Origin of the sequence: Serratia sp. PF-27 (assembly GCF_030053255.1) — a bacterium.
Taxonomy (GTDB): domain Bacteria; phylum Pseudomonadota; class Gammaproteobacteria; order Enterobacterales; family Enterobacteriaceae; genus Serratia; species Serratia bockelmannii.
This window is the reverse complement of sequence record NZ_JASGBT010000022.1, coordinates 336032-358463: the sequence shown is the minus strand read 5'-3', so window position 1 is coordinate 358463 and position 22432 is coordinate 336032. Positions and strand designations below refer to the sequence as shown.

Genomic DNA, 22432 nt, shown 5'->3' with positions numbered 1-22432 from the left:
TATGCAACATCTTGATGTCACCGTGGTCAGCCAGGCGATAAGCTGGCTGCAGCAACAGCCGGTCTGGTTATGCACCGTGCTCAGTACCTACGGCTCTTCGCCGCGGTCGCCGGGCGCGTTGATGGCCGCGACCCGAGACGGCCGCTACAGCGGTTCATTGTCGGGCGGGTGCGTGGAGGAGGACTTTCTACGGCGCGTAGCCGCCGGGGAGTATCAGGCGCCCAGCCAGGTGATCCGTTATGGCGAAGGCGGCATGACGCCCAACGTGGCGCTGCCCTGCGGCGGCGTGCTGGACGTGCTGATCGAGTATCTGCCGGCGGGAGAAGCCAGCGTCGCTTATCTGCAACGCATCGCCGGCGCGCTGGAAGGGCATCACGCGTTGATCAAACGCCTGACGCTGCCCCACGCCTGCCACAGCCTTGAGCAGAGCCACTTCACCAGCGCCACCCAGGTCGAATGCCGGCTCGAGCAGATCACCCTGCACATCGCGGCCGCGCCACGCCTGCTGATCGCCGGGTTGTCCAGCGTGGCGCTGTACTGCGCCGACTTCGCCGTGGCGCTGGGGTTTGAGGTGCTGGTGTGCGAGAGCCGCCCGGAGGCGCTGGATAACTTCGCCGCCGAGCTGAAACCGGGCGTGACGCTGCTGCGCCAGTTTCCGGCCAAGTTCATTGAGGACGGCGGTTGCCACGCCAATACCGCCGTCGTGGCGCTGACCCACGATCCGCGCATGGACGACCTGACGCTGATGGAAGCGATCCACACCCCGGCGTTTTACATCGGCGCCATGGGCTCGCTCAGAAACAGCGCGCGGCGGCGCCAGCGTTTGCAGCAGATTGCCGAATTCACGCCGCAGGAGCTGGAACGCATTCATGCGCCGATCGGCCTGCCGCTGGGCAGCAAAACCCCGGCGGAGATCGCCCTGGCAGTGATGGCGGCGATCGTGCAGCAGAAAAACCGGCGGCCGGCCGCCGACGGGATCAGTGCAACGGCACCACCGGCACCAGATGCTGCAGCTCCAGATACAGCTCCTCTTTCCCGCTCAGCGAATAGCTGAACACCGTCATGTCCGGCCCGTCACCGCGGGCCAGCCCCATTTCGGGTAGCACCTGCGTGTAAATTTTAATGATGTGGTCGTTGAGCGCCACCGGCTTGCCGGAATAGCGAAAACGGCAAAACTCGCCGTGGATCTCCGGCAGCGGCTCCAGCGCCACGCCTTCGCGCAGCGGGTAGTCCGTCGTCACGCCCAGGGTATAGTCGACCCTGACCCGCTCGCCGTCCGGCACCAGTTGGGTAAACGAATAGGTTTGTGCCGGGCGCTCGCCCAACAAGATGTAGAACTGCGCCCGAAGCGCGCTGCGCTGCGGCAGGTGCGACTTGTCCAGCTTCTCGATATCCAGATGGTACGCGTAATGTTTGCCGTGAAAGGCATATTGCCCTCTGGCGATGCTGACGCGTTCGACCTGAATATCGCCGGGCTGGCTGGCCGCCAGCGAACGCACCAGATTGCTGAAGTCCTGCTTGCGGGCATGGCGATACACGCTGGGCGATTCGGCGAAGTGCTTTTTGAAACAGCGCGAGAATGTCTGCTGATTATCAAATTGATATTCAACCGAAATGTCTAGAATGCTCTTCTGCGTGAAGCGCAAGGCGAAGGCGGCGAGGTAGAGGCGGCGAGCGCGGATATACGAGGCTAACGATAATCCGGTCTGCTTTTTGAACATGCGCTGCAGGTACCATTTCGTGTAGCCTGACTTGGCAGAAACGATATCCAACGACAGCGGATTGGTCAGGTTATCTTCAATCCAGACCAGCAATTCCTTGATGTGACTTTCCTGCGTTCCCATGTGCTTGCCGAACCTTCTGTTGCCGATATTCCATTAGTCGAATTTTAGTGCTACCCGCGTAGGGTATACAGGTTAAAACTCGACGTCCAGCAAGCTACAGGACTTTACACACTCCCCTTCACCGCCCGCGGGCGGCGAAGGGGGCAGCGATTATTTCAGACAGCTGGAGCACTGACCGGCCTGAATCTTCTGGAAGAAGTCATTGCCTTTGTCATCCACCAGGATAAACGCCGGGAAATCTTCCACTTCGATTTTCCAGATCGCTTCCATGCCCAGCTCAGGGTACTCCACGCACTCCAGGCTCTTGATGCTCTGCTGCGCCAGCACCGCCGCCGGGCCGCCGATGCTGCCGAGGTAAAAGCCGCCGTGCTTGTGGCAGGCATCCGTCACCTGCTGGCTGCGGTTGCCTTTCGCCAGCATGATCATGCTGCCGCCGTGAGATTGCAGCAGATCGACGTAGGAGTCCATACGCCCGGCGGTGGTTGGCCCCAAGGAACCGGACGCGTAGCCTTCCGGCGTTTTGGCCGGGCCGGCGTAGTAGATCGGGTGATCCTTGACGTACTGCGGCAAGCCTTCACCGCGATCCAGGCGCTCTTTCAGCTTGGCGTGCGCGATATCGCGGCCCACGATGATGGTGCCGCTCAGCGACAGACGGGTGGAAACCGGGTACTGCGACAGCTGTTTGAGGATCTCGGCCATCGGACGGTTGAGATCGACCTTGATCGCCTCGCCTTCCCCGGCCTGGCGCAGCTCCTGAGGAATGAATTTACCCGGATTGTGCTCCAGTTTTTCCAGCCAGATGCCGTCGCGGTTAATCTTGCCTTTGATGTTGCGGTCCGCCGAACAGGAAACGCCCATGCCGACCGGGCAGGAGGCGCCGTGGCGCGGCAGGCGCACCACGCGGATATCGTGCGCGAAGTATTTGCCGCCGAACTGCGCGCCCAGCCCCAAGTTCTGCGCTTCTTGCAGCAGTTCCGCTTCGAGTTCCAGATCGCGGAACGCCTGACCATGCTCGTTGCCTTCGGTCGGCAGGCCATCGTAATACTTGGTCGAGGCCAGTTTGACGGTTTTCAGCGTCGCTTCCGCCGAGGTGCCGCCGATGACGAACGCCACGTGGTACGGCGGGCAGGCCGCAGTGCCCAGCGTGCGCATCTTGTCGACCAGGTAGTTTTTCAGCTTGCCCGGCGACAGCAGCGCCTTGGTTTCCTGATACAGATAGGTTTTGTTGGCAGAACCACCGCCCTTGGCGATGCACAGGAATTTGTATTCTTCGCCGTCCACGCTGTAGAGATCGATCTGCGCCGGCAGGTTGCTGCCGGTATTGACCTCTTTGTACATATCCAGCGCGGCGTTCTGCGAATAGCGCAGGTTCTCTTCGATGTAGGTGTTGTACACCCCGCGCGACAGCGCTTCTTCATCGCCGCCGCCGGTCCAGACGCGCTGGCCCTTTTTGCCGACGATGATCGCCGTGCCGGTATCCTGGCAGGTCGGTAAAATACCCTTGGCGGCGATTTCTGAGTTACGCAGAAATTGCAGCGCAACGTACTTGTCGTTTTCGCTGGCGTCCGGATCGTCGAGGATATCGGCCACCTGCTGTTGATGCGCCGGGCGCAGCATGAACGAGGCGTCGTGGAACGCATGCTGGGCAAGCAGGGTTAACGCTTCAGGGGCAACTTTCAGTATTTCCTGGCCTTCAAACTCGCTCACGGAAACGTGGTCGCGGCTCAGCAGATAATATTCGGTATCGTCTTTCTTCAGCGGGAACGGATCTTGATAGTGGAACGGTTTATTCGACATTGATCTCTCACTTGCAACATCAGCTGCGTTAAATTCACACTTGTGGCGCGCGAGGCGGCGCCTTGTCAAAAAACTGCCTCCACCTTACGTATTTTTAATCAGTCAGTTATTGCGCCAAATCGCAAAATAACCGCTCTTTGCGTAAGGGATTACCACAGGCGGCGTTTCAACCTTGCTCGGTGAGAACTGCGGGTACAGGCTCATCATGCACGCTTTATTATCCCGCAGTTAACACATTGATTACAATCCATCGACGGCGATCGCTTTATCAATGTGGCGAAAAAACGCGGATGCGGATTTGCGTCGGAGCATATTGTCAGCCGCCGTGCCATTGCTTAAGCTAGCCGCAATGAACAAACCAAGAATCCCCATCGCGCTGCAACAAGCGGTGATGCGCTGCCTGCGAGAAAAGCTGCAGTTGGCACGCCAGCATTTTGCCGTCGAGTTCCCCGAACCCAGCATCGTCTATCAGCAACGCGGCACCAGCGCGGGCACCGCCTGGCTACAAAGCTGGGAAATCCGTCTGAACCCGGTGCTGCTGCTGGAAAACCAACAGCCGTTTATCGATGAGGTGGTGCCGCATGAGTTGGCGCACCTGCTGGTGTTTCGCCAATTCGGCCGTGTGGCGCCGCACGGCCGCGAATGGCGCTGGATGATGGAAAGCGTGCTACTGACCCCCGCCAGCCGCACTCACCGTTTCGAAACCGCCTCGGTGCAAAGCAAAACCTTCCCCTACCGCTGCGGCTGCGGGCAGCACCAGCTCACCATTCGCCGCCATAACCGCGTGCTGCGCGGCGAAAGCGAATACCGCTGCCGCCGGTGCGGCGAAAAACTGAAATTTCTTGCTAGCGAGAGCCTTTAGTTAAACGATTTATACGTTAAAACAAGCAAATATCGCCATTTGCCACTGCCGGCAAGTTCCGTTACCCTGCCTGCTTTTCCAATTTTGAGCTGTTTTGGAATATGCTTCGCAGAATTTTGTTTATGGCGGTTTTCGCCGCAGGCGCCGTACAGGCGCACGGCATCAATAACTTCTCTCAGGCCAAAGCGGCGGCGGCCAAGATTAATCAGGATGCGCCGGGCAGCTTTTACTGCGGCTGCCGCATCGACTGGCAAGGCAAGAAGGGTATCCCGGATCTCGCCGGCTGCGGCTATCAGGTGCGTAAAAACGTCCAGCGCGCACAGCGCATCGAATGGGAACACGTAGTGCCGGCCTGGCAGTTCGGTCACCAGCTGCAGTGCTGGCAGGACGGCGGGCGCAAAAATTGCAACAAGGACGCCACCTATCGCCAGATAGAAACCGATCTGCACAACCTGCAGCCGGCGATCGGCGAAGTGAACGGCGACCGCAACAACTTCATGTACAGCCAATGGAACGGCGGTGCAGGCCAGTACGGGCAATGCCCAATGAAGGTGGACTTCAAGAATAAACAGGCGGAGCCGCCCGCCCGCGCCCGCGGCGCCATTGCCCGCACCTACTTCTACATGCGCGATCGCTACCAGCTGCGGCTGTCACGCCAGCAAACCCAGCTGTTCGAGGTGTGGAACCGGCAATATCCGGTGAGCCAATGGGAATGTCAGCGTGAAGCACGTATCGCCAAGGTGCAGGGCAACCACAACCCCTATATTCAACAGGCTTGTCAGCAGCGGAAAAGCTAACCTACTATAGCCTTTATCTTTCATGGCGCCGCCAACCCGCGGCGCCGTTTCGTCAGGATCAGACTACCCATGCGCATACCCCGCATTTACCATCCGCAGCCGTTGACCGATCGGGCGGAGATCGCCCTCAGCGAGGACGCCGCCAACCACGTCGGGCGCGTGCTGCGCATGAGCGCCGGCCAGGCGCTGCAGCTGTTCGACGGCAGCAACCAGGTGTTCGACGCCGAGATAGTCCGGGTGGACAAAAAGAGCGTGCTGGTGCGCCTCGGCGACGGCCGCGTGGAGGACATCGAATCGCCGCTCAACCTGCATCTGGGCCAGGTGATCTCGCGCGGCGAGAAGATGGAGTTCACCATCCAGAAATCCATCGAGCTGGGCGTCAACGTCATCACCCCGCTGTTTTCCGAGCGCTGCGGCGTCAAGTTGGACGGCGAGCGTCTGGCGAAGAAAATCCAGCAATGGCAAAAGATCGCCATCGCCGCCTGCGAGCAGTGCGGCCGCAACCGCATTCCCGAAATCCGCGAGGCGATGTCGCTGGAGGCCTGGTGCGCCGAGCAGGACGGCAGCCTGAAGCTCAACCTACATCCGCGCGCCAGCCACAGCATCAACACGCTGCCGCAGCCGGTAGACCGCGTCCGCCTGCTGATCGGCCCGGAAGGCGGTTTGTCCGCCGACGAAATCGCCATGACCACCGACCACGGATTTACTGATATTCTGCTGGGACCACGCGTTCTGCGTACCGAAACCACAGCGCTCACCGCCATTACCGCTCTGCAGGTCCGCTTCGGCGACCTGGGTTAAAGGAGAAAAGATGATTAAGCTCGGCATCGTGATGGATCCTATCGATTCCATCAACATCAAGAAAGACACCAGCTTCGCCATGCTGCTCGAAGCGCAGCGCCGCGGTTACGAATTGCACTACATGGAGATGAACGATCTCTATCTGCACGCCGGCGACGGGCGCGCCCGTACCCGCCTGCTGAGCGTGAAGGAAGACAAGGAGAGCTGGTTCAGCTTCGGCGCCGAGCAGGATCTGGCGCTGCACGATCTGGACGTGATCCTGATGCGCAAGGATCCGCCGTTCGATACCGAATACATCTACGCGACCTACATTCTGGAGCGCGCCGAAGTCAAAGGCACGCTGGTGGTCAACAAGCCGCAAAGCCTGCGCGACTGCAACGAGAAGCTGTTCACCGCCTGGTTCCCTGAGCTGACGCCGGATACGCTGGTCAGCCGCAGCGCCGCACACATCCGCAAATTCCACCAACAGCACGGCGACATCATCCTGAAACCGCTGGACGGCATGGGCGGCGCGTCTATCTTCCGCGTGAAGCAGGACGATCCTAACCTGTCGGTGATCATCGAAACCTTGACCGAACACGGCAGCCGTTTCTGCATGGCGCAGAACTTCCTGCCGGCGATCAAGGACGGCGACAAGCGCATCCTGGTGGTGGACGGCGAGCCGGTGCCTTACTGCCTGGCGCGCATTCCGGCGCAGGGCGAGACCCGCGGCAACCTGGCGGCCGGCGGCCGCGGCGAAGCGCGTCCACTGAGCGAGAGCGACTGGAAAATCGCCCGTACCGTCGCCCCGACGCTGAAAGAGAAAGGGCTAATCTTCGTCGGCCTGGACGTGATCGGCGATCGCCTGACCGAAATCAACGTGACCAGCCCAACCTGCGCGCGCGAGATCGAGGCGGCATTCCCGATTTCGATTACCGGCATGCTGATGGACGCGATTGAAAAGCGCCTGGCGGCGAAGTAATGCGTCATGCGGGCGGCATGCCGCCCGCTATCCTGTATCGCGCCCGCCAAAGCCCGCCTTTCCGGCAGCGGCTTGAAAGGCGGCGGGTATAGCCGCATACTGGCGGCTGTTTATTTTCTCACCCATTGATTACCTTATACTAACGCCATGAATTTACAGCACCATTTTCTGATCGCCATGCCAACGCTGCAGGATCCTCGCTTCAAGCGCTCGGTGATTTACATTTGCGAGCACAATGAAGAAGGCGCCATGGGTTTGGTGATCAATAAACCGGTGGAGCAGTTCACGGTAGCCACGGTGCTGAGCAAGCTGAAGATCATGCCGCCTGCGCGCGATCCGGCCATCAGCCTGGACAAGCCGGTGTTCGCCGGCGGCCCCCTGGCGGACGATCGCGGGTTTATCCTGCATACGCCGCGCCACGGCTTCGGCGCCAGCATTCAAATTTCGCCCAACACCATGATCACCACCTCGAAAGACGTGCTGGAAACGCTCGGCACGCCAGAGCAACCGGACGACGTGCTGGTGGCGCTGGGTTATGCGGGCTGGGAAAAGGGCCAGTTGGAGCAGGAAGTATTGGAAAACGCCTGGCTGACCATCGAAGCCAACACCGACATTTTGTTCCGCACGCCGATCGCCAGCCGCTGGCGCGAGGCGGGGAACCTATTGGGTATCGACATTCGCAGCATCGCCAACCACGCAGGACACGCCTGATGAGCAACCGCACCATTATCGCCTTCGACTTCGGCACCAAAAGCATTGGCGCGGCCATCGGCCAGGAGTTGACCGGCAGCGCCCGCGCCCTGCCGGCCTTCAAAGCGCAGGACGGCTCGCCGGACTGGCTGAAAATTGAAAAACTGCTGAAGGAGTGGCAGCCGGATTTGGTGGTGGTCGGCCTGCCGCTGAACATGGACGGAACCGAACAACCCGTTACCGCCCAGGCGCGCAAGTTCGCCAACCGCCTGCACGGCCGCTTCGGCATCCAGATCGATCTGCATGACGAGCGCCTGAGCACCGTGGAAGCGCGCGCCAACCTGTTCGACCGCGGCGGCTTCCGCGCCCTTGATAAAGGCAGCGTGGATTCCGCCTCCGCGGTAGTGATCCTCGAGAGCTGGTTCGAACGGCAGCTGGGCTAAACACCCGTTCCCTCCCCCGCACAGTCCCCCAACACACCGGCGTCAATCCGCTGCTGCAAACCTTGCTCAAAGGTTTGCATGCCGGACTGTGCGCCGGTTTGCAACACGCTCGCCAACTGATGCGTTTTCCCTTCGCGGATCAGGTTGCTGACCGCCGCCGTCGCCGTCAGCACTTCGAAGATCGCCACGCGTCCGCCGCCGGGCCGCCTCATCAGCTTTTGCGCGATCACCGCCTGCAGACTGCCGGCCAGCTGGGCGCGCACATAGGGTTTTTCTTCCGCCGGAAACACGTCCACTAACCGTTCCACTGCCTGCGACGCGCTGCGGGTGTGCAGCGTCGCCAGCACCAGGTGGCCGGTCTCCGCCGCGGTGAGCGCCAGCCGGATGGTGGTGGTATCGCGCAGCTCGCCCAGCAGGATCACATCAGGATCTTCGCGCAGCGCGGCGCGCAACGCCGCATCAAAGCTGTGGCTGTCGCGGCCGATCTCCCGCTGCTGGATCAGCGATCGCCGGCTGCGGTGCAGGAATTCAATCGGATCCTCCAGCGTCAAAATGTGCCGCTGCTGGTGCCGGTTGATCTCGTCGATCATCGCCGCCAGCGTGGTGGACTTGCCGCTGCCGGTGGCGCCGGTGACCAGGAGAAGCCCATCGTCGCGCCGCAGCAGCGCCGGCACGATGGCCGGCGCTGCCAGCTCGGCAAGCGAGGGCGACTGCCCGGCGATGCGCCGCAACGCGAGAGACATCCCCGCGCTTTGCTGAAAAACGTTGGCACGCAGCCGCTCTCCACTCGGCCTGTGCAGCGCCAGATCGACCTGCCCCAGCCGCCGCAGGCTCTCGCGCTGCTGCGCATTCAGCAATCCGTCGCAGAGGGCCTGCACGCCTTGTGCCGTCAGCGTTGGCGCCGCCGCCAGCGGCTGCAGTTCACCGTCGATGCGCAACATCGGCGGATGACCGGCACAAAGGTGCAGATCGGAAGCATTATGCTTTACACTAAGGGCCACGAATTCATCGATATCCATATCACTCTCCCGGGTCAATAATGAGCACTATCCAACAGAACCTGCAGGATGTCAGAAACCGCATCGCGGCCGCCGCGCAAAACTGCGCGCGGGCGCCAGAAGAAGTTGCTCTGCTTGCAGTCAGCAAAACCAAACCTGTGGCGGCGATCGAAGAAGCCATCGCCGCCGGCCAGCGCGCCTTCGGCGAGAACTACGTGCAGGAAGGGGTAGACAAGATCCGGCATTTCGCCGAGTCGCCTCAGGGCGGTGAGTTGGTGTGGCACTTTATCGGCCCGCTGCAATCCAATAAGAGTCGGCTGGTGGCGGAACATTTCGCCTGGTGCCATACCGTGGATCGGCTGCGCATCGCCCAGCGCCTGAGCGATCAGCGCCCGGCCGACCTGCCGCCGCTCAACGTGCTGATTCAAATCAACATCAGCGATGAGCAGAGCAAATCCGGCATTGCATTAAGCGAACTGCCGGCGCTGGCCGAGGCGCTCGCTGCGCTGCCGAACCTGACGCTGCGCGGCCTGATGGCCATCCCGGCGCCGGAAGCGGATTACCAGCGGCAGTTGGCGGTATTCAACCAGATGAACGACGCCTTTCTCGCCCTGCGCCAGCGTTATCCGCAGGCCGATACGCTGTCGATGGGCATGACGGACGATATGGCGGCAGCGATTGCCGCAGGCAGCACCCTGGTGCGCATCGGCACCGCAATTTTTGGCGCCCGCGACTACTCGCAGGCCTGACAAACAGACGAGGGATTTGATGCAACATCGCAAGATTACCTTTATCGGCGCCGGCAACATGGCGCGTGCAATCATCGCCGGCCTGGTGGCGGGCGGCTATCCGGCCAAATCCATCAGCGTCTGCGCCCCTTCGCCGAAAAACCGTGACGCGCTGGCGGCGGACTACGGCATCGTCAGCAGCGGCGACAACGTCGCCTGCGCGCGTGAAGCTGAGGTGGTGGTGCTGTCGGTCAAACCGCAGATGATGGCCGACGTGTGTCAGCCGCTGCGCGAACAGGTCGATTTCGGCGGCAAACTGGTGCTGTCGATCGCCGCCGGTATTCAGGTCAGCCGTTTCTATCAGCTGCTCGGCGACCAGCTGGACATCGTGCGCATCATGCCCAACACCCCGTCGCTGGTCGGCAAGGGCATGAGCGGGCTGTACGCGCCGGAGCAGGTCAGCCAACAGGATCGCGACTACACCGGCGATTTAATGGCGTCGGTCGGTAAAGTTTGCTGGGTAGATGACGAAAATGGCATCAACGGCGTGATCGCCGCAGCGGGCAGCGCCCCGGCTTATTTCTTCCTGTTTATGGAAGCGATGCAAAAAGAGGCCGAACGCATGGGCTTCGACAGCCAGACCGCGCGCGATCTGGTGCAGCAGGCCGCTTCCGGCGCCGCCGCGCTGGTGGAAGCCAACCCGGATACGCCGCTGGGCACGCTGCGCGAGCAGGTGACTTCCAAAGGCGGCACCACCGCCGAAGCGCTGCGGGTGTTCAACGAACGCCAACTGCCGGAAACCGTGGCGCAAGCGATGCAGGCCGCCGTTTCTCGTGCCCAAGAGATGGAAAAATTATTTTAAATAACCATGAGTTAAGGAGAAGGACCACTTCATGCTAACGCTGACTTTCCTGGTCAAGACCGTTATTGATCTGTACGTGATGGTGCTGTTGCTGCGCATTTGGATGCAATGGACGCGCACCGATTTTTACAACCCGTTCTCGCAGTTTGTGGTGAAGATCACTCAGCCGATCGTCGGCCCACTGCGCCGCATCATTCCGTCGCTGGGGCCTATCGACAGCGCTTCGCTGCTGCTGGCGTTCCTGCTGATGACCATCAAGTACCCGCTGCTGCTGCTGATCCAGGGCGGTGCGATGTCGCTCAGCCCCTATAACCTGCTGTTTGGCCTGATCTCGCTGGTGAAATCCGCCGGCTACCTGATCTTCTGGGTGATGATCATTCGTGCGCTGATGAGCTGGATCAGTCAGGGCCGCAGCCCGATCGACTACGTGATGTACCAGCTGACCGAACCCTTGATGGCGCCGATCCGTCGCATCATCCCGGCGATGGGCGGTATCGACTTTTCCGCCATGGTGGTGATCCTGATCCTCTATCTGATCAACTACCTGGGCATGGATCTGTTCGGCGAGATCTGGTTCCTGCTGTGAGTGCAGTCACTCCGGTGCTGGACGGGCTGGCGATCAGGCTATATATTCAGCCGAAAGCCAGCCGCGACCAAATTATCGGCTTGCATGGCGACGAACTAAAAGTCGCCATCACCGCCCCGCCGGTCGACGGCCAAGCCAACGCCCATTTGATCAAGTTTATCGCCAAGCAGTTCAAAGTGGCGAAAAGCAACGTCACCATCGAGAAAGGCGAACTGGGGCGGCATAAACAGTTACGCATCGTGAATCCGCAACAGATCCCCGCCGTGGTCGCGGCGCTCATCGAATAATTTTCAAGGTAGTCATTATGCAAAAAGTCGTTCTTGCCACCGGTAACCCGGGCAAAGTGCGCGAACTTGCCGACCTGTTGGCCGATTTCGGCCTGGACGTGGTCGCGCAAACCGATCTGGGCGTGGAATCCGCCGAAGAAACCGGGCTGACGTTTATTGAAAACGCCATTCTCAAAGCGCGCCATGCGGCACAGGTCACCGGCCTGCCGGCGATCGCCGACGACTCCGGCCTGGCGGTCGACGCGCTGGGCGGCGCGCCGGGCATCTACTCCGCACGCTATGCCGGTGAAGACGCCGACGATCGGCAGAACCTCGACAAGCTGCTGGCGGCGCTGAAAGGCGTAGCGCCGGGCCGGCGCGGCGCACAATTCCACTGCGTGCTGGTCTATCTGCGCCATGCAGAAGATCCGACGCCGCTGGTGTTCCACGGCAGCTGGGCCGGTGAGATCACCGAACAGGCCGCCGGTGAAGGTGGCTTCGGTTACGATCCTGCCTTCTACGTGCCGGAGCTGGGCCGCACCGCCGCCGAGCTGAGCCGCGACGAGAAGCGGGCGATTTCGCACCGCGGCAAAGCGCTGAAGCTGATGTTGGAAGCCATGCGCAATGCTTAAGCTGCCCCCGCTGAGTCTCTACATTCACATCCCGTGGTGCGTGCAGAAATGCCCGTACTGCGACTTCAACTCCCATGCGCTGAAGGGTGACGTGCCGCATCAGGAGTATGTCGATCATCTGTTGGCGGATCTGGATGCCGACCTGCCGCTGGCCGGCGGCCGGGAGATAAGCACCATCTTCATCGGCGGCGGCACCCCCAGCCTGCTGAGCGCCGAGGCGATGCAAGCCTTGCTGGACGGCGTGCGGGCGCGCATTCGCGTCACCGACGACGCCGAAATCACCATGGAGGCCAACCCCGGCACCGTGGAGGCCGATCGCTTCAGCGGCTACCAGCGCGCCGGCGTCAACCGCATCTCCATCGGGGTGCAAAGCTTCAGCGCCGAGAAGCTGACCCGCTTAGGGCGCATCCACGGCCCGGAAGAGGCCAAGCGCGCGGCAACGCTGGCGACCGGCCTCGGCCTGCGCAGCTTCAACCTCGATCTGATGCACGGCCTGCCGGATCAGTCGCTGGAAGAGGCGCTGGACGATTTGCGCCAGGCTATCGCCCTGAACCCGCCGCACCTGTCGTGGTATCAGCTGACCATCGAACCGAACACCCTGTTCAGTTCGCGCCCGCCGGTTTTGCCGGACGACGATGCGCTGTGGGACATCTTCGAGCGCGGCCACCAGTTGCTGAGCGCCGCCGGCTATCAGCAGTATGAAACCTCGGCCTACGCCAAGCCGGGCTACCAATGCCAGCACAACCTCAACTACTGGCGCTTCGGCGACTATCTGGGGATCGGCTGCGGCGCGCACGGCAAGGTGACCTTCAGCGACGGGCGCATCCTGCGCACCGCCAAGACCAAGCACCCGCGCGGCTTTATGCGCGGCGACTACATGGACAAGCAGCATGAGGTGGCGGCGGCGGATCGGCCGTTCGAGTTCTTCATGAACCGCTTCCGCCTGCTGGAAGCCGCGCCGCGCGCCGACTTCGTCAACTACACCGGGCTGGCGGAAAGCGTCATTCGCCCGCAGCTGGACGAAGCGCTGGCCAAAGGTTATCTGGAGGAAACCGCAGAGCACTGGCAGATCACCGAGAAGGGCAAACTGTTACTCAACTCGCTGCTGGAACTGTTCCTGGCGGACGACGAGTAAAAAAAAAGCGCTGAATGATCAGCGCTTTTTTTCATGTTCAGGCGGCATTATGAGGGCGGTGCGTCACGTCGCCACGCCCCTTCAGCAATCCCTCAACGGAAACATCCTCGTCCAACGCGTCCCAATGGATGCCGCGAGCGCTGAGCTCATACCCCGCCCGCTGTTCTTCCGTCGCGTTCAACAAACGGGGAAACCAGGCCAGCGGCACGCCAATAATTCTGGCGTCACTTAGTTCGACCCACATCGTCGTATCGTCAAAGCTGACGCGTTTAGCCGAAATACTCATGCCAAGCCTCCAAAAACAATGCCTGATAGGTATCAACCAGACCAGCCAACTCTTTTAGCGTTCTGGCGTTAAAGCCATCATTACGCGCCAACTGCACGCCAGGAACCAACCAAAATTTCGCTTCAGCCTCAGCGTCTCTGATATGAACATGCGGCGGCTCAAGCGGGTCACCCTCATTTGAATAAAAAAAGAACCTATAGCCTTTATAACGGAATATCACTGGCATCAATGCAAAATCCTTTTGCCGATTGATTATAGTTTAGCCAGTTTCTCAGATAGCCGTCGTGAGGTCAAAGAACGCACGGCGGCTATGCCTATCCGTTACTTCAACGCCTTCAGCAGATCCTTGCGCTGGGTTTCCAGTGCGGTGACGCGGTTGCACACGTCATGACCGAAGTTCTGGAAGTCCTGCTCCTGGTTGTTCCATTCGTTCTGGATCGCCTTCTGCAAGCCGCCCAGGTTGCCCATGATCGCCTGCAGCGGGTTGCCGCCGCTGTTGGCGGCCTGTTTGACGCCCATCTCGTTCAGGCTGTCCTGCAGCACCCCGCCCATGCTCTGCTGCACGATGTTGCGGCCGTCCTGTTCCACCTGGTCAATCGCCTGGTGGTGGAAGGTCAGACCGTCGCTGCGGTGTTCGATGATGCGGTTCATCTGCTGTTTCAGTTGGCCATTCAGGGTGGTCAGCCGGTTGCGCACGTTACTGTTGCTGCCCAGCTCTTTAACGATCACCTTATCCAGCGCCGAGCGGGCTTTCTCCAGGTGTTTCTGCGCGCCGTCGTCGATCCACGGCAGCTGCTTGCGCAAGGCGCTCTGGTAACTGAAGGCTTTCTGCCGCTGGCTGTCGTTCAAGCTTAGCGCCTGGCCGTTGCGGATCACGTCGCCATCCGGCGATATTTGCAGGTCGCCACTGGCGCCTTTCACCTGCACGCTCTGCGGGCTGATGATCACATCATCCTGGGGTTTAACGCTGCATTGGTACTCAGCGTGGGCCTGTGCGGCAGTCGCCGCCAGCAGCAGTAAGGCTAACCCGGTTTTCTTCAACATAGCTTCTCCTGACTCCCATCCAGATTGGGATTAAAAAATCGAACGACCGATACGTTGAGACAACAGTTCCAGCGCCGCAGTTCCCGCCAGTGAGTTGCCGGAGGCATCCAGCTCCGGCGACCAGACGACGATCGACAGCTCGCCCGGCACGATGGCCACGATGCCGCCGCCCACGCCGGACTTGCCCGGCATCCCCACCCGATAGGCGAATTCGCCGGCGCCGTCGTACATGCCGCTGGTCATCATCAGGGCGTTGATCTGCCGGGCCTGCAGCGGGCTGATCACCGCCTCGCCGCTGAGATCGCGGCCGTGATTGGCCAGATAGACGAAGCTGCGCGCCAGCTCCACGCAGCTCATGCGCAGCGCGCAGTAGTGGAAATAGGTTTGCAGCACGGTAATCACATCGTTCTCGAAGTTGCCGAACGACTTCATCAGATAGGCGATGGCCGCATTGCGATCGGAGTGTTCGAACTCGGAGCGCGCCACCCGCAGGTCATAGGCCAGGTCGTCTTCGCCGGCCAGCTGGCGCACCACCTCCAGCATGCGCTGTTTGGGGGCGCTGAGCCGGGTTTGCAGCATGTCGCACACCACCAGCGCGCCGGGGTTGATAAACGGATTGCGCGGTTTGCCCTGCTCCATCTCCAGCTGCAGCAGCGAGTTGAACGGCAGGCCGGAAGGCTCTTTGCCGACGCGCCGCCAGATCTCAGGCTCCTGATAGCGCGTCAGCGCCAGCGTCAGGCTCAGCACTTTGGAGATCGACTGAATGGAGAAGCGCTCCGCGGCGTCGCCGGCCTGGAACAGTTTGCCGTCCACCGTGCAGACGGCGATCGCCAGCCGATCGGCGGGCACTTCCGCCAACGCCGGGATGTAGTCGGCCACTTTCCCCTGGCCAATCAGCGGGCGCACCTGTTGCAGGATTTCCTCCAGCAACGCGTTATCCAATGTTGTTACCACCTCGGTCACACTCCGGGCAAAACAAAGGCGCCGTTAAGGCACCTTAGATCAATAAAACGGCGCGGCGCGAAGCCGCGCTCATCGGGCAAGCGCGATCAATCCCACCAGATATCGAACAGATCGCTGACCTTAACGTCGGTCAGTTTGCGCGCTTCCAGCCAGTTTTTCACCAGCTCGCGCTGCTCGTCGGTGCAGTGGCCGATCTTCTGCAGGCAGATCAGACCTTCCCACTGCAGGTAGCCGCTGCCGTCAAACGCCAGGCCGTTCGGCTCGATCACTTCATCGATGAAGGTATCCAGCGTGCTGTCGATGTCTTCCACCGACGTGCCTTCGGCGAAGCGCCAGGCTACGGAGAAACCCAGCTCCTGAAATTCTTCAATGTGCAACTTTTTACGTAAACGACGACTGCGGTTCTTAGCCATTATTCTTTCCTCTCAAACATCAAGTCCCAAACGCCATGTCCCAGGCGCTGGCCGCGTAATTCAAATTTCGTCAGTGGGCGCGAATCCGGACGCGGCACGTAATCATTATCGCTGGAAAGATTACGGTAGCCTGCGACCCCGTTCATAACCTCTAACATATGTTCCGCATAAGGTTGCCAATCGGTGGCCATGTGGAAGACGCCGCCGGTCTTCAGTTTGCGCAGCACCAGTTCGACAAACGGCGTTTGCACGATGCGGCGCTTGTTATGGCGCGCCTTGTGCCACGGATCGGGGAAGAACAGCTGCACCATATCCAGCGAGCCGTCCGGGATCATGTTTTCCAACACCTCAACCGCGTCGTGGCACATCACGCGCAGGTTGCTCAGCTTCGCCTCGTGGGCGTCGGCCAGGCAGGCGCCCACGCCCGGCGAGTGCACTTCGATCCCTAAAAAGTTCTGCTGCGGGTTGTTGCCCGCCATGGTCACCAGCGAGGCCCCCATGCCAAAACCGATCTCCAGCACCGTCGGCGCGTCGCGGCCGAACAACGCGGTGAGATCGACAGCGTCAGCCTGATACTCCACGCCCATCACCGGCCAATAGTTCTCCAGCGCGTGCTGCTGGCCTTTGGTCAGCCGCCCCTGGCGGCGGACAAAACTGCGGATACGGCGCATCGCGCGGCCGTTCTCATCAAATTCCGGGGAGATGACGTCATTAATCATAGTGCTTTCTGTCTGTTTGGCTGCCAATTAGGGAAACGCGCATTATGCAAAGATACATTGGTTTAGCAAGTGTTCATCTTCTGTACCCGCCGTGCGGCGTCGGAAAGTTCCGGTTTACAGCACCATGACTCTATGCTGCAATCTCGCTTCATTTTCTGCCGGATAACGACGCTGCTCATGATGCAAGCACAACAATTCGCACAGGTGGTGCTTGACTGGTATCAGCGCTACGGTCGCAAGACCCTGCCGTGGCAGCTGGAAAAAACCGCCTATCAAGTATGGCTCTCCGAGGTGATGTTGCAACAGACCCAGGTTGCCACCGTCATTCCTTATTTTCAGCGCTTTATGGCCCGTTTTCCCAACGTGCGCGCGCTGGCGGAAGCCCCGCTCGACGAAGTGCTGCATCTGTGGACCGGCCTCGGCTATTACGCCCGCGCCCGCAACCTGCACAAGGCGGCGCAGACCATTGTCGCACAGCACGGCGGCGAGTTCCCGACAACCTTCGCAGAAATCGCCGATTTACCGGGCGTCGGCCGCTCTACCGCCGGCGCGATACTGTCGTTGGCGCTGGGCCAACACTATCCGATCCTCGACGGCAACGTGAAGCGCGTGCTGGCCCGCTGCTACGCGGTGGAGGGCTGGCCGGGCAAGAAAGAAGTCGAAAACCGGCTGTGGAAAATCAGCGAAGAGGTCACCCCGGCGCAGGGCGTCGGCCAGTTCAACCAGGCAATGATGGATCTGGGCGCTATGGTCTGCACCCGCTCCAAGCCCAAGTGCGAACTCTGCCCGCTCAACGTCGGCTGCCTGTCTTACGCCAACCACAGCTGGGCCAACTACCCCGGCAAGAAACCCAAGCAGACCCTGCCGGAAAAAACCGCCTACTTCTTATTGCTGCAGCACGGCGACCGGGTGTGGCTGGAGCAGCGCCCGGCGGTGGGCCTGTGGGGCGGCCTGTTCTGCTTCCCGCAGTTCAGCGCGCGCGTGGATTTGGAACTCTGGCTGCAGCAGCGCGGTCTGAAAGGCAAGTGCCTGGAGCAGCTGACCGCGTTTCGCCACACGTTCAGCCATTTCCATCTCGATATCGTGCCGATGTGGCTGTCGCTCGACGCGGCGGGCAGCGGCATGGATGAGGGCGCAGGTCTCTGGTATAACTTAGCGCAGCCGCCGTCGGTCGGGCTGGCAGCGCCGGTGGATCGCCTGTTGCAACAGCTGGCGAAGCAGCCCCCGATCCAACAAAACTTATATGGCGATAGCGCCATCGATGAGGAATTAGCATGAGCCGCACCATTTTTTGTACTTTCCTGCAGCGCGACGCCGAAGGCCAGGACTTCCAGCTTTATCCCGGTGACGTCGGCAAGCGCATCTACAACGAGATCTCCAAGGAAGCCTGGGGCGAGTGGATGAAGAAGCAGACCATGCTGATCAACGAGAAGAAGCTGAACATGATGAACGTGGACGACCGCAAGCTGCTGGAAGAGGAAATGATCAAGTTCCTGTTCGAAGGGCACGACGTGCACATCGAAGGCTATACGCCGCCGAGCGAATAACGCTGTTGGGGCCAGGCGCTGGCCCGCTTCAATCCTCTTATACTTCTTCCAAACGGCTTTAAGATGAAGAAAATTTTAGCTTTGCTCGTAATAGCGCCTTTGCTGATCTCCTGTTCCGGCAAAAAAAGTGAAGAAATCAACGAAGCCTGGATTAAAGATACCAACGGCTTCGACATTCTGATGGGCCAATTCGCCCACAACATCGAGAACATCTGGGGTCTGAACGAAGTTCTGATCGCCGGGCCTAAAGACTACGTCAAATATACCGACCAATACCAAACCCGCAGCCACATCAACTTCGACACCGGCGCCATTACCATCGAGACCATCGCCACCACCGATCCGGCCGCACACCTGCGCCAGGCGATCATCAGCACGCTGCTGATGGGTGACGATCCGGGGTCCATCGATCTCTATTCCGACGCCAACGATATCCAGATCAGCAAAGAACCGTTCCTGTACGGCCAGGTGCTGGATAACAAGGGCGCGCCGATCCGCTGGGAATGGCGCGCGGCGCACTTCGCCGATTACCTGCTGCAGACCAAGCTGCAAAAACGCACCTCCGGCCTGCACGTGATCTACTCGGTCACCATCCAGCTGGTGCCGAACCACCTGGACAAACGTGCGCATAAATACCTGCCGATGGTGCGCAAGGCGTCGGAAAAATACGGCGTGGACGAGTCGCTGATCCTGGCGATCATGCAGACCGAATCGAGCTTCAACCCGTATGCGGTGAGCGGTTCGGACGCACTGGGCCTGATGCAGGTGGTGCAGCATACCGCCGGTAAGGATGTGTTCCAGATGCGCGGCAAATGGGGCACCCCGAGCCGCAGCTACCTGTTCGATCCGGAGAACAACATCGACACCGGCACCGCCTACCTGGCTATCTTGCAGAACAACTACCTGGGCGGCATTCAGAACCCGACCTCGCGCCGCTATGCGGTGATCACCGCCTACAACGGCGGCGCAGGCAGCGTGCTGCGGGTGTTCTCCAGCGACAGAACGCGCGCGGTGGGCATCATCAACGGCATGCAGCCGGGCGACGTGTACCAGACGCTGACCACCAAGCACCCGGCCGCCGAGTCGCGCCGCTATCTGGTGAAAGTGAATACCGCGCAGAAGAGCTACCGCAGAAAGTAACGCGTTCCGCGTGGATAAATGAGAAGGGCCGGTGCGAACCGGCCCTTTTTCTATGGCTTGATCATATAGCCGAAGATGCGCTTCCAGCCGTGATCTTTTTTCTCGATGTAGACCCCCTGCAGCTCCGGCGAGAAGCCCGGCAGGCGATTGATGCCCTCTTCCAGCGCCAGGAAGTAGCGCTGCACCGCGCCGCCCCACACTTCGCCCGGCACCACGCACAGCACGCCCGGCGGGTACGGCAAGGCCCCTTCCGCCGCGATGCGCCCTTCCGCCTGGCCGATGGGCACCAGCTCGACGTTATCGCGGATAAATTCCACGTTGGCGTCCTGCGGGTTCATCACCACCGGCGGGAAATGATCCTGGCGGAACATCTCCTTTTGCAGCTGTTTGACGTCGAAGCTGACGTACAGATCGTGCATCTCCTGGCACAGCCGGCGAATGCTGTAGCCGCGGTAACGCTGCTCGTTCTTGCGGTACACCGTCGGCAGCACCACGCTCAGCGGTGCGTCCTCTGCAACATAGCGCTCGAACTGCGCCAGCATCTCCACCAGGTGCTCCATCTTGGCCGGGTTTTCCGCCGGGGTCAGCAGGAACAGGATCGAGTTGAGATCGCACTTCTCCGGCACGATGCCGTTCTCGCGCAGGAAGTTGGCCAGAATGGTGGCCGGCACGCCGAACTCGGTGTATTGCCCGGTCGCGGCGTCGATGCCCGGCGTGGTCAGCAGCAGCTTGCACGGATCCACCAAATACTGATCCTGGGCATAGCCTTCGAAGCCATGCCACGTTTCCCCCGGCACGAAGGTGAAGAAGCGCGCGTCGTTGGCGATAAGGTCAGTATCGTGATCCTGCCAGTCTTTGCCCGCCACCTGCTGCGGAATAAACGGCTTCAGCTGCGAGCAGCGCTTGAGCAGCTGTTTACGGGTCTCGATGCCCAGCTTGACGCAGTCCATCCACATGCGGCGCCCGGCAGGACCGGCGTGCATCTTGGCGTTGACGTCCAGCGCGGCGAACAGCGGATAGAACGGGCTGGTCGACGCATGCAGCATGAACGCGTTGTTCAGGTGCTTGTGGTTGCAGTGGCGCTTTTGCCCTTTGATGTGGTCGTCTTTCTTGTGGATCTGCGAGGTCTGCGAGAACCCCGCCTGCTGTTTATGCACCGACTGGGTGACGAAAATGCCCGGATCGTGCTCGTCCAGCTCCAGCAGCAGCGGCGAACACTCTTTCAGCATCGGAATAAAGCCTTCGTAGCCCACCCAGGCGGAGTCGAACAGGATGTAGTCGCACAGGTGGCCGATGGTGTCGATCACCTGGCGAGCGTTGTAAATCGTGCCGTCGTAGGTACCGAGCTGAATGATCGCCAGCCGGAACGGCCGTGCCGCTGCGGCTTTCTCCGGCGCCACTTCGCGGATCTGCTCGCGCAGGTAGCGTTCGTCGAAGCAGTGCGCATCGATACCGCCGATAAAGCCGAACGGGTTGCGGGCGGTTTCCAGATAGACCGGCGTAGCGCCGGCCTGGATCAGCGCCCCGTGGTGGTTGGATTTATGGTTGTTGCGATCGAACAGCACCAGATCGCCACGGGTCAGCAGCGCGTTGGTCACCACCTTGTTGGCCGCCGAGGTGCCGTTGAGCACGAAGTAGGTTTTATCGGCGTTGAACACCCGCGCCGCGTGCTTTTGCGCATCCTTGGCCGATCCTTCGTGGATCAGCAGATCGCCCAGCTTGACGTCGGCGTTGCACATATCGGAACGGAACAGGGTTTCACCGTAGAAATCGAAGAACTGCCGGCCGGCCGGGTGTTTGCGGAAGAACTCTCCGCCCTGATGCCCCGGGCACGCAAAGGTCGAGTTTTCCATCTCGACGTAGGTCTTCAGCGTTTTGAAGAACGGCGGCAGCAGCGCCTGCTCGTAGGCGTCGGCGGCGGCCTCCAGCTGCGCCATGTAGAATGGCTTGCTGGCGCCGGCCAGCAGCGCGAAGACCCCGCTGACAAACGGCAGATAATCCGGGGAAAGATGCTCGTCCCCTTCCACCGCCACGAAGGTCGGAATATCGAACCCCGTCGCCTGCAAGCGCGCCAGAATGCCGGCGTCCACGTCGGCGACCGACACCACCACCGCCGCCACGTCGGTGTAGTCCGTCTGCTCTACGCGCACGATCTGGCGCAGCGTCTCAATGGTGGCGACCAGGCTGGCGCTGGTCGCGATTTTCAATTCTTTCATCATGCTGACTCTCAAACGGTGAAGGATGAGGGTGTGCCACCGGCACGGTAATGAGATAACGCGGTTATCCCGGTAAAAGCGATACCCGGGCACGGCAGCATAAGCGGCGTGCGTGACCGGCTCATGATCGGGGGATCATCAGGCGGCTATCGGGGGAACTGGTCTTGGCAGCATCCGACAGGCATCAGTAAAATCAGGGCAGAAGCGCTGGCTTTACGCATGCCTAACAGCGAGCATCAGGCGGCCTTACCGCATGGCCGGCAGGCGTATTCGGGCGGAGGACGTGCGGAGGAAACAACGACGGAACGGTGACGGCGTCAGATGTCTGGTGCGCAGCAGCGCTTGAGCAACAAAACCAGTCATGCCAATAACCCTCTGGCTTATAAGAAGCGGGAACACCGTCAGGGAACGGAGAGTGCTAAAATTTGCGCAATGATTGCATGATTCGTTGCGGGGTTCAAGCAAGAATCGTCTTGATTGAACGCCTATTAAACCAAGCATAACTAATTGTTATTTAATTTAAAAACAAGAAATCACGCATTTTAAAGTGGTATAAATACACGTTTTATATGCATATTTATTGAGTAGCGTTGGCTCCCTGCGCCACTCCCCTTTTGGTTATCTGCCTGAAAATAGAGCAACCGATCGGCTTTGTGACAGAAAGCGATTGACGCCATCCGGCCAATACGGTTTAATGCGCCC

Annotated in this window: 26 protein-coding genes; 16 read left to right on the top strand and 10 right to left on the bottom strand. The window is 60.4% G+C overall.

Annotated elements, in window-relative coordinates; genetic code table 11:
* The first annotated feature begins 1 nt into the window (after position 1).
* Positions 2-1054, top strand: a complete 1053-nt coding sequence (locus tag QMZ29_RS21160; RefSeq protein WP_261425158.1) for an XdhC family protein — start codon at positions 2-4, stop codon at positions 1052-1054.
* Here the strand turns inward: QMZ29_RS21160 and QMZ29_RS21155 are convergent.
* Positions 978-1844, bottom strand: coding sequence for a helix-turn-helix domain-containing protein (locus tag QMZ29_RS21155; RefSeq protein ID WP_261425156.1), 867 nt, complete (start codon positions 1842-1844; stop codon positions 978-980). The genes QMZ29_RS21160 and QMZ29_RS21155 overlap by 77 nt on opposite strands.
* A 150-nt stretch (positions 1845-1994) precedes the next feature.
* Positions 1995-3641 carry a class I fumarate hydratase FumA gene (fumA, locus tag QMZ29_RS21150; protein WP_025304241.1) on the bottom strand — a complete coding sequence of 549 codons (1647 nt, stop codon included), beginning with the start codon at positions 3639-3641 and terminating at the stop codon, positions 1995-1997.
* 349 nt (positions 3642-3990) lie between these two features.
* Between fumA and QMZ29_RS21145 the strand changes: the two genes are divergently transcribed.
* The 6 genes from QMZ29_RS21145 (at position 3991) to ruvX (ending at position 8195) form a co-directional block, all read left to right on the top strand.
* Entirely contained in the window at positions 3991-4503 is a 513-nt protein-coding gene (locus QMZ29_RS21145; protein ID WP_261425154.1) for a SprT family zinc-dependent metalloprotease, read from the top strand.
* A 101-nt stretch (positions 4504-4604) separates the two neighbouring features.
* Complete coding sequence (gene endA, locus QMZ29_RS21140; protein ID WP_089196263.1) at positions 4605-5300, top strand: deoxyribonuclease I; 696 nt, start codon at positions 4605-4607, stop codon at positions 5298-5300.
* Positions 5301-5369: 69 nt separating this feature from the next.
* Positions 5370-6101, top strand: coding sequence for a 16S rRNA (uracil(1498)-N(3))-methyltransferase (rsmE, locus tag QMZ29_RS21135; protein ID WP_025304244.1), 732 nt, complete (start codon positions 5370-5372; stop codon positions 6099-6101).
* 10 nt (positions 6102-6111) lie between these two features.
* Positions 6112-7062, top strand: a complete 951-nt coding sequence (gene gshB, locus QMZ29_RS21130) for a glutathione synthase (protein WP_025304245.1) — start codon at positions 6112-6114, stop codon at positions 7060-7062.
* Between the two features lie 147 nt (positions 7063-7209).
* A complete protein-coding gene (locus tag QMZ29_RS21125) occupies positions 7210-7773 on the top strand; it encodes a YqgE/AlgH family protein (protein ID WP_004937452.1) in 564 nt (187 codons plus the stop codon).
* Positions 7773-8195, top strand: coding sequence for a Holliday junction resolvase RuvX (gene ruvX, locus QMZ29_RS21120; protein WP_025304246.1), 423 nt, complete (start codon positions 7773-7775; stop codon positions 8193-8195). Before QMZ29_RS21125 ends, ruvX begins: the two co-directional genes overlap by 1 nt.
* Here ruvX and QMZ29_RS21115 read toward each other — a convergent pair.
* Positions 8192-9214: a type IV pilus twitching motility protein PilT gene (locus QMZ29_RS21115; RefSeq protein ID WP_089196265.1), complete on the bottom strand. Its 1023-nt coding sequence runs from the start codon at positions 9212-9214 to the stop codon at positions 8192-8194. The two genes, ruvX and QMZ29_RS21115, sit on opposite strands and share 4 nt — an antisense overlap.
* A 20-nt stretch (positions 9215-9234) precedes the next feature.
* On the opposite strand from QMZ29_RS21115, the gene QMZ29_RS21110 reads away from it, so the two are divergent.
* From QMZ29_RS21110 to hemW, 6 genes are read left to right on the top strand one after another with little or no spacing between them, the layout of a single operon-like run.
* Positions 9235-9942 (top strand): YggS family pyridoxal phosphate-dependent enzyme, encoded by a 708-nt coding sequence (locus QMZ29_RS21110; protein WP_025304248.1) that lies wholly within the window; start codon positions 9235-9237, stop codon positions 9940-9942.
* Between the two features lie 19 nt (positions 9943-9961).
* Positions 9962-10783 (top strand): pyrroline-5-carboxylate reductase, encoded by an 822-nt coding sequence (gene proC, locus QMZ29_RS21105; RefSeq protein ID WP_197769507.1) that lies wholly within the window; start codon positions 9962-9964, stop codon positions 10781-10783.
* 31 nt (positions 10784-10814) lie between these two features.
* Positions 10815-11369, top strand: coding sequence for a YggT family protein (locus QMZ29_RS21100; protein WP_084827144.1), 555 nt, complete (start codon positions 10815-10817; stop codon positions 11367-11369).
* The gene (gene yggU / locus QMZ29_RS21095; RefSeq protein WP_004948014.1) at positions 11366-11656 is read left to right on the top strand and encodes a DUF167 family protein YggU; all 291 of its coding nucleotides are present in this window, start codon (positions 11366-11368) and stop codon (positions 11654-11656) included. The genes QMZ29_RS21100 and yggU overlap by 4 nt, the downstream gene beginning before the upstream one ends.
* Positions 11657-11673: 17 nt before the next feature.
* Positions 11674-12267 carry an XTP/dITP diphosphatase gene (locus tag QMZ29_RS21090; RefSeq protein WP_060434546.1) on the top strand — a complete coding sequence of 198 codons (594 nt, stop codon included), beginning with the start codon at positions 11674-11676 and terminating at the stop codon, positions 12265-12267.
* Positions 12260-13402, top strand: a complete 1143-nt coding sequence (gene hemW / locus QMZ29_RS21085; RefSeq protein ID WP_261425150.1) for a radical SAM family heme chaperone HemW — start codon at positions 12260-12262, stop codon at positions 13400-13402. The genes QMZ29_RS21090 and hemW overlap by 8 nt, the downstream gene beginning before the upstream one ends.
* Before the next feature lie 37 nt (positions 13403-13439).
* Here the strand turns inward: hemW and QMZ29_RS21080 are convergent, their stop codons facing one another.
* From QMZ29_RS21080 to trmB, 6 genes are all read right to left on the bottom strand, one after another.
* Positions 13440-13688, bottom strand: coding sequence for a DUF2442 domain-containing protein (locus QMZ29_RS21080; RefSeq protein ID WP_025304253.1), 249 nt, complete (start codon positions 13686-13688; stop codon positions 13440-13442).
* A complete protein-coding gene (locus tag QMZ29_RS21075) occupies positions 13672-13914 on the bottom strand; it encodes a DUF4160 domain-containing protein (RefSeq protein WP_004937418.1) in 243 nt (80 codons plus the stop codon). The genes QMZ29_RS21080 and QMZ29_RS21075 overlap by 17 nt, the downstream gene beginning before the upstream one ends.
* 95 nt (positions 13915-14009) lie before the next feature.
* Complete coding sequence (locus QMZ29_RS21070) at positions 14010-14732, bottom strand: YggN family protein (RefSeq protein WP_043141352.1); 723 nt, start codon at positions 14730-14732, stop codon at positions 14010-14012.
* 30 nt (positions 14733-14762) lie between these two features.
* Positions 14763-15686 carry a glutaminase B gene (gene glsB, locus QMZ29_RS21065; RefSeq protein WP_261425149.1) on the bottom strand — a complete coding sequence of 308 codons (924 nt, stop codon included), beginning with the start codon at positions 15684-15686 and terminating at the stop codon, positions 14763-14765.
* Between the two features lie 95 nt (positions 15687-15781).
* A complete protein-coding gene (locus tag QMZ29_RS21060) occupies positions 15782-16108 on the bottom strand; it encodes a YggL family protein (protein ID WP_019456098.1) in 327 nt (108 codons plus the stop codon).
* Complete coding sequence (gene trmB, locus QMZ29_RS21055; RefSeq protein WP_060441033.1) at positions 16108-16827, bottom strand: tRNA (guanosine(46)-N7)-methyltransferase TrmB; 720 nt, start codon at positions 16825-16827, stop codon at positions 16108-16110. Before trmB ends, QMZ29_RS21060 begins: the two co-directional genes overlap by 1 nt.
* Positions 16828-17004: 177 nt before the next feature.
* Here trmB and mutY point away from each other — a divergent pair, with 177 nt between their 5' ends.
* From mutY to mltC, 3 genes are all read left to right on the top strand, one after another.
* Positions 17005-18105: an A/G-specific adenine glycosylase gene (mutY, locus tag QMZ29_RS21050; RefSeq protein WP_261425146.1), complete on the top strand. Its 1101-nt coding sequence runs from the start codon at positions 17005-17007 to the stop codon at positions 18103-18105.
* Entirely contained in the window at positions 18102-18374 is a 273-nt protein-coding gene (locus tag QMZ29_RS21045) for an oxidative damage protection protein (protein WP_004937404.1), read from the top strand. The genes mutY and QMZ29_RS21045 overlap by 4 nt, the downstream gene beginning before the upstream one ends.
* A 63-nt stretch (positions 18375-18437) precedes the next feature.
* The gene (gene mltC, locus QMZ29_RS21040; RefSeq protein WP_004937402.1) at positions 18438-19514 is read left to right on the top strand and encodes a membrane-bound lytic murein transglycosylase MltC; all 1077 of its coding nucleotides are present in this window, start codon (positions 18438-18440) and stop codon (positions 19512-19514) included.
* A gap of 50 nt (positions 19515-19564) precedes the next feature.
* Here the strand turns inward: mltC and speF are convergent, their stop codons facing one another.
* Positions 19565-21730 carry an ornithine decarboxylase SpeF gene (gene speF / locus QMZ29_RS21035; protein WP_261425181.1) on the bottom strand — a complete coding sequence of 722 codons (2166 nt, stop codon included), beginning with the start codon at positions 21728-21730 and terminating at the stop codon, positions 19565-19567.
* Between the last annotated feature and the right edge of the window lie 702 nt (positions 21731-22432).